This window comes from Occallatibacter sp. (assembly GCF_035317045.1).
Classification (GTDB): Bacteria; Acidobacteriota; Terriglobia; order Terriglobales; family Acidobacteriaceae; genus Telmatobacter.
Genome location: NZ_DATHHT010000034.1, coordinates 20,817 through 27,374, shown reverse-complemented (window position 1 = coordinate 27,374; position 6,558 = coordinate 20,817). Strand labels below are relative to the sequence as shown.

Sequence of the window (6,558 nt, the reverse complement as noted above, 5' to 3'; positions counted from 1 at the left end):
CCCGTACCTGGACTGATTTTAATGGGGTTATGGGGTACCCATAGCTCTAAATATTCTCATGATTGGACTTAGCTGCAGAAATTTCTCAGCAAAGGACTTAGGGGCAGGAGAACAAGCAAACAGCGAACCAGGAAAAGAGTGGACGAGGAGAAAGTGGCAGCGGCCAAGCAAAGAACCGCAGCAAGGATTTCATTGTGCTCCCCGAGGGTAGCTTTTGAGGGTGGCGAAGTCGGCTCACGAAAACCCCACTGCCACAACCTTATTGTGCGCCAACAGGAGAAATTACCTGCAAATCCAGCGGAGATTTCTTTTCTTTGTTTTGTTGGATTTAGACGGAAAGTGCGGCGGGACAGGGTTGACATCTTTTCTTCGGCAAAGCAACACAGATGGATTCAACTGCGCGTCAGCGCTCTGATCCTCTCTTTTTGCTCCGGCCACTTTGCCGCCAATGCCGCATAGCTGGCGTTGCGATAGTCGGCGAAGTCAAAGCCCGGCACCACGGTGCATCCCAGCAGTGCCAGTTCGCCGCTGCCCAGCATCCGCGTCCCCTGCCATACTCCGGCTGGAACGAGCAACTGAACGTTCTGTCCTGCCTCCAAGTCCTGTCCAAGGGTGAAGAGCGCGGAGTGCCCATCAGGATAGAGCTGCAGCATCTCCACCGGATCGCCGAGATAAAAATGAAACATCTCGTCCGAATCGAGTACGTGCATCTCCGAAAACGTTCCCGCCTCCAGCAGGTAATAGATCGCGGTGCCCTGCGGCCGGCTTCCGCGCGGAAGCTCTACGTTGGCTGCCGATGTATAGGTACGCCGAAAATACCCGCCCTCCACCGGATGCGGTTCGAGGTTGAGCAGTTTCTTGATCTCGTCTGCCGTCACGCGAAAATGGTATCAGCCGAGCGCAGTAAACTATCCGTATGAAGGTGCAGGTTTACACCGCCGCCTGGTGCAGGGATTGCCGGGCTGCCAAGCAGTTTCTCGAAGTGCACGGGATCGAGTACACAGAGATCAATGTCGATTTGGATCCGGCCGCTTCAGCCGAGGTCATCCGACACGTTGGCAAGCGGGCAATTCCGCAACTGGTCATTGACGGCGAGTGGTTTCAGCCTTACAAACCAGGCCGCGGCCTTCTGTACGACGAACTGCACAAGCGCTTCGGGATTCCGCGCACCTAAGCCGCTTAACCTCGTACAATCAAGAGTTGGCGAAGCCTCTGGCTTGTGGTTCGCGCGAAAATTCTCCTTCCTTTGCGCGTTCCGGGTTTGGCCGGCTTCGGCCGCAAGATTGTAAAGCCGACAGCTGTTTTTAGGAGCCTGCTCTTGATCAAGCGCTATACCCGCCCCGCTATGGGCCGCATCTGGACCGAAGAGAGCAAATATCGCTGCTGGCTCCAGGTTGAATCGGCGGCCAGTACCGTTCTTGCCGAAGACGGCGTTATACCTCAGTCCGCTGCAGACGCGATTGCTCACAAAGCAAGCGCATCGGCAGAACGCATCAGCGAGATTGAGGCCGAAGTGAAGCACGATGTGATCGCCTTCACGACCGCCGTCTCCGAGAGCCTGAAAGCCCAGGGTCTCGGGGAAGAATCCCGCTGGCTGCATTATGGCCTGACGTCCAATGACGTCGTCGACACCGCGCAAGCTCTGCAGGTGAAAGAAGCGTCTGAACTCATTCGGAAAGGGATGGTCGCACTTCTCAATGTTTTGAAGCGGCGTGCTGTTGAGTTCAAACACACCCCCACCATCGGCCGTACGCATGGCATCCACGCCGAACCTACAACGTTTGGTCTCAAGTTGCTCAACTGGTATGCCGAAATGCAGCGCAACCTCGCGCGTTTCGAGGCATCCGCCGAAGACATGCGCGTCGGCAAGCTCTCCGGTGCTGTCGGCACTTTCGGCCACCTCAAGCCGGAGCACGAAGAGCGCATCTGCGCGCGGCTCGGTCTCAAGGCCGCGCCGGTCGCCACGCAGGTGATCCAGCGCGATCGCCATGCGGCCTACATCGGCACACTCGCCATCCTCGGCAGCACGCTCGACAAGATCGCCGTCGAAGTCCGGCACCTGCAGCGCACCGAGGTCCGCGAGGCGCAGGAGTACTTCAGCGAAAAGCAGAAGGGCTCCTCGGCCATGCCGCACAAGAAGAATCCGATTACTTCGGAACAGATCAGCGGACTCGCGCGCGTTCTGCGTTCCAATTCGCAGGCGGCGCTTGAAAACATTGCCCTCTGGCACGAGCGCGACATTTCGCACTCGTCCGTCGAGCGCGTCATCTTCCCAGACTCTACGATCCTGGCCGATTATCTGCTCTTCAAGACAACCGACCTCATCGACCGACTGCTGGTTTACCCCGAGCGTATGAAGAAGAACCTGGAATCGACTGGCGGCCTGATCTTCTCCGGCCAGTTGCTGCTGGATCTGGCCGAGGCCGGCATGCTGCGCGAAGACGCCTACCGCCTGGTACAGGGCCATGCCATGCGTGCCTGGAAAGACGATCTGGTCTTTCGTGACGAAGTTGCAAAGGAGCCCCAGATCTCGGCACTCCTCTCATCCGAAAAGTTGGAAAAGACCTTCGATTACACCCGCCAGCTTGGCAACGTGGATGCGATCTTCAAGCGGGTTCTTGGGGAATAGCAACATGACGGAGATTCCCGATCACGCGGCCGAGCGGGTACTGAACACGATTGAGGAAGTCGTCAACTCGGCTGACGAGGAACTTGAGGATGCCGAGCAGTGGATGAAGGCGCTGGCCGCAGAATTCCCTGAGGCGTCAATTGTGCACGGCTATTACGCGTGGGTGCTGTCGCGGCAAGGGAAGCATCGCGAGGCGATCGAGCACGGCCGAGTGGCGGTGAAGCTTTCGCCGGAGTCGGAGATTTCGTCGATCATGTTGTTTCGCGTGTTATGGAAGGCAGGCGAACATCAGCAGGCGTTCGATGAGCAGAAGCGGCTGGAGAAACATGGAGTTTCCGACGGGTACGCGCTTCTGATGCAGGAATGGGATAAAGGCGGACCTGCCCACGGTTCATCCGAGCCGGACTAACGACCGGAGAAGGCGCAGACTCTGCTATCGTCTCCACGACAGGAGAGGTGGATGAAACACATTGCTTGTTTGCTCTTTGCCTGTACCAGCGCGATCGCCGTTGCTCAGCAGGCCGCAACCCCGGTCCCGAATCCGCTCGACAGCCTCTCATTCATGCAGGGCGACTGGAGCGGCAAGCAGAACTTCAACAACACCGACGGTCCCGCGATGGTAGGCGATGCCACTGACCGCATCGAGATTGGCATCGCAGGTAAATACCTCTGCGAGATGCTCTCGACCACGCTGCCCGGCCGCAAGCCGACGGACACGCGTCACTTCATCTCCTATGACAAGCAATCCGGCAAATACACCGCATGGTGGTTCAATGACACCTCCACTCATCCCAGCGAACTCACCGGAGACGTTGCCGGGAACAAACTGGTGCTGCTGAGTAGTTCGTCTGGTCCCGGCCCGGTGTTGCGTGCAACCTATGAAAGCCCGTCGGCAAATACGCTCACGTTCCTGCTCGAAATGAAGCAGGGAGAAAACTGGACCAGGCTGTTTCTTACGACTTACTCAAAGAAAGCCCCCGCGCAGCCGTGATGTATCCGGCGCCGTAGGCGTATGGTTCGTTAGCCGCGCGCTTCAGCGTGGGGACGGATTCCCGGATAGAATGGGAGTTCCGTAGGAACGATGTTCTATGGCCCATACATACACGAGTAATTTCATCCATTGTGTCTTCAGCACCAAAAATCGCAACCCACTCATTCCCGCTGCCCTCACTGCCGAGCTCTATGCTTATCTCGGCGGCATCGCGAAGGGCGAGGGTTTCTCACTGCTTGCGGCTGGTGGAACGGCGAATCACGTCCATTTGTTGTTTGTCTTGCCGGCTTCATGCCCGCTGGCCGACGCGGTTCAAAAGCTCAAAGGTAGTTCGTCTCGCTGGATCGGCCCTCGCTTCTGCTGGCAAGAAGGTTATGGAGCATTCAGCGTCAGTCCTTCGCAGGTTGTAGCCGTAAAGAGATACATTCATTCCCAGGAGGAGCACCACCGCAAACGGAGTTTCGAAGAAGAGTTTGCCGCCCTGTTGCGCCACTGTGGAATCACATACGACGATCGTTATGTATATGGGTGATCGAAAAGGACGCCGTCCCTACGGGACTCGAATAGACTGCGAGATCAGCTGCCCCCACGCTGAAGCGCGGGGCTAATGAACATTGCGCCTTCGGCGCGGCCAAAACCGACGGATTAAGCCAGGAGCTGGAAGCTGCATCTATGAATCTTACCGTTGCCATTACCGGAGCCTCGGGCGCCGTTTTATGCAGTGAATTGCTTCGTGCGCTCGAAGCCGACGCACGCGTGGCGCGGATTCATTTCGTCGCGTCTGAGAATGCGCTCCGAGTCGTCGCTGAGGAACTCGGCATCTCCGGCCGCACCAACCTGCTCGAAAAGCTTGTCGGCAGTACGTCTACGAAAATCACCCAGCACTCCGACTCCGACATCGGCGCTGCGATCGCGAGCGGGAGCTATCCCTCTCACGGCATGATCATCCTGCCATGCTCCATGGGCACGCTTGCCGCGATCGCCAACGGACTTGCCAATTCGCTTATCGCCCGCGCCGCGGATGTCACGCTCAAGGAGAGACGGCCATTGCTGCTTTGTGTACGCGAGACGCCTTTCAACCGCATCCACCTGCGCAACATGTCGCTTGCTGCCGAAGCCGGCGCAGTCATCTTTCCGGTAGTTCCCGCGTTTTATAACAAGCCGGCAGATTCAACCGAGATGGCGCGGCAGTTTGCGTTTCGCGTGCTTGCGCACATTGGATTGGCGCAGCCCGGAGCCTACGTCTGGAAGGCTGATGAATAGAGCTCGTTCAGGTCCGACCGTTCTTTTTCGTGACAATCTACTGACAAGTTCACGTTTGACAGCGCGATGCGCGTTCCGCGATACTGCCTTCAATGCCGAACTCAGCGCAACCCCGGATTGAGGTCATGGCCATGTGCATATGTTGCGCATGCGGATCCATCCGTGTGGCTTCTGAGCGGCGAATGCGCTAGTCGCAACCGATCAGAATCAGGCGGCCCGGATCCGGAAAAGGATTCGGGCTTTTGCATTTCGTTGTTGGGTGCGGCTTCCTTTAGCTTCCTTTGAAGTTCCGTTCCCGCCGCAACTCAAGCCGATACGAAATCGAAGGAGATCAAAATGTCCGAAGAGAAGAAACAACACCTCGCCACCCAGGCCGTCCATGCAGGCCAATCGCCCGACCCCACCACCGGCTCTCGCGCCGTTCCTATCTACCAGACCACGTCGTACCTGTTTCAGGACGCCGATCATGCCGGCCGGCTCTTCGCGCTGAAAGAATTCGGCAACATCTACACGCGCATCATGAACCCGACGACCGACGTTCTGGAGAAGCGGGTAGCAGCTCTCGAAGGCGGCGCCGCAGGTTTGGCGACGGCATCCGGCCAGGCCGCTGAAACCCTTACGATCACCACACTCGCCGCGGCAGGCGATGAGATCGTCTCCACGACTTCTCTCTATGGCGGCACCTACAACCTCTTCCACTACACGCTGCCGCGTCTTGGCATCAACGTGCGCTTTGTTGATGCGGACGACTTCGACGGCCTCCGCGCCGCTATTAACGCGAAGACCAAGGCCGTCTACACCGAGACCCTCGGCAATCCCAAGCTCGACATTGCCGATATCGAAAAGCTGGCTGCCATTGCCCATGAAAACGGCGTGCCGCTGGTCATCGACAACACCTGCGCCTCTCCGGCTTTGGTCCGTCCGATCGAGTGGGGAGCAGATATCGTCGTTAATTCGGCAACCAAGTTTCTTGGCGGTCACGGCACCACCATCGGCGGCGTTATCGTCGACGCGGGCAAATTCGACTGGGCCGCCTCTGGCCGCTTCAAGGAGTTCACCGAGCCGGATCCGTCCTATCACGGTCTCTCGTACACCGAAGCGTTCGGCCCGCTGGCCTTTATCCTCAAAGCACGCATTCAGGGATTGCGCGACACCGGTGCAGCCCTTGCGCCACACAGCGCATTTCTCCTGCTCCAGGGCGTCGAGACGCTTCACCTCCGCATGGAGCGGCATTCGCAGAATGCGCTCGCAGTCGCAAAACATCTTGAGCAGCATACAGGGGTTGAATGGGTCAACTATCCCGGTCTCTCGTCGAGTCAATATTTTGCCCGCGCGAAAAAATACTCGCCGACCGGCCAGAGTTCGCTCATCACGTTCGGCATCAAGGGAGGTTACGAAGCCGGCAAGAAGTTCATTGACTCGCTCGGACTCTTCTCGCTCGTGGCCAACATCGGCGATGCCAAGTCCCTCGTGATTCATCCGGCATCAACCACCCACCAGCAGCTTTCCGTTGAAGAGCAGGCCGCGACGGGAGTGACTCCCGAGCTGGTGCGCCTCTCTGTCGGCATCGAGGATATCCGCGACATCATTGCCGATCTCGACCAGGCCATCGAAACGGCGAATGGCCACGCCAGCACCGGGGCTGCAACAAGCAAGGTTCATACAGCACAATGAG

8 protein-coding genes are annotated in these 6,558 nt (G+C 57.9%); 7 read left to right on the top strand and 1 reads right to left on the bottom strand.

What is annotated here, in order from left to right:
* Positions 1-392 precede the first annotated feature (392 nt).
* On the bottom strand, positions 393-878 hold the full coding sequence (locus VK574_RS16875; RefSeq protein WP_472801034.1) for a cupin domain-containing protein: 486 nt from the start codon (positions 876-878) through the stop codon (positions 393-395).
* Positions 879-916: 38 nt separating this feature from the next.
* On the opposite strand from VK574_RS16875, the gene VK574_RS16870 reads away from it, so the two are divergent.
* The 7 genes from VK574_RS16870 (at position 917) to VK574_RS16840 (ending at position 6,557) form a co-directional block, all read left to right on the top strand.
* Entirely contained in the window at positions 917-1,174 is a 258-nt protein-coding gene (locus VK574_RS16870; RefSeq protein WP_472801033.1) for a glutaredoxin family protein, read from the top strand.
* Between the two features lie 144 nt (positions 1,175-1,318).
* Entirely contained in the window at positions 1,319-2,629 is a 1,311-nt protein-coding gene (gene purB / locus VK574_RS16865) for an adenylosuccinate lyase (protein WP_472801032.1), read from the top strand.
* 4 nt (positions 2,630-2,633) lie between these two features.
* The gene (locus VK574_RS16860; protein ID WP_472801031.1) at positions 2,634-3,038 is read left to right on the top strand and encodes a tetratricopeptide repeat protein; all 405 of its coding nucleotides are present in this window, start codon (positions 2,634-2,636) and stop codon (positions 3,036-3,038) included.
* A 51-nt stretch (positions 3,039-3,089) separates the two neighbouring features.
* Complete coding sequence (locus VK574_RS16855) at positions 3,090-3,620, top strand: DUF1579 family protein (protein WP_472801030.1); 531 nt, start codon at positions 3,090-3,092, stop codon at positions 3,618-3,620.
* A 97-nt stretch (positions 3,621-3,717) separates the two neighbouring features.
* Entirely contained in the window at positions 3,718-4,152 is a 435-nt protein-coding gene (locus tag VK574_RS16850; RefSeq protein ID WP_472801029.1) for a transposase, read from the top strand.
* A gap of 140 nt (positions 4,153-4,292) precedes the next feature.
* Positions 4,293-4,883, top strand: coding sequence for a UbiX family flavin prenyltransferase (locus VK574_RS16845; protein ID WP_472801028.1), 591 nt, complete (start codon positions 4,293-4,295; stop codon positions 4,881-4,883).
* A gap of 336 nt (positions 4,884-5,219) precedes the next feature.
* Positions 5,220-6,557, top strand: coding sequence for a homocysteine synthase (locus VK574_RS16840; RefSeq protein ID WP_472801027.1), 1,338 nt, complete (start codon positions 5,220-5,222; stop codon positions 6,555-6,557).
* Position 6,558 lies beyond the last annotated feature (1 nt).

Bases quoted from the DNA above. Each gene is read 5' to 3' on its own strand.
- VK574_RS16870 (WP_472801033.1), top strand. From the start codon at position 917: ATGAAGGTGCAGGTTTACACCGCCGCCTGGTGCAGGGATTGCCGGGCT.
- VK574_RS16860 (WP_472801031.1), top strand. From the start codon at position 2,634: ATGACGGAGATTCCCGATCACGCGGCCGAGCGGGTACTGAACACGATT.
- VK574_RS16855 (WP_472801030.1), top strand. From the start codon at position 3,090: ATGAAACACATTGCTTGTTTGCTCTTTGCCTGTACCAGCGCGATCGCC.
- VK574_RS16850 (WP_472801029.1), top strand. From the start codon at position 3,718: ATGGCCCATACATACACGAGTAATTTCATCCATTGTGTCTTCAGCACC.
- VK574_RS16845 (WP_472801028.1), top strand. From the start codon at position 4,293: ATGAATCTTACCGTTGCCATTACCGGAGCCTCGGGCGCCGTTTTATGC.
- VK574_RS16840 (WP_472801027.1), top strand. From the start codon at position 5,220: ATGTCCGAAGAGAAGAAACAACACCTCGCCACCCAGGCCGTCCATGCA.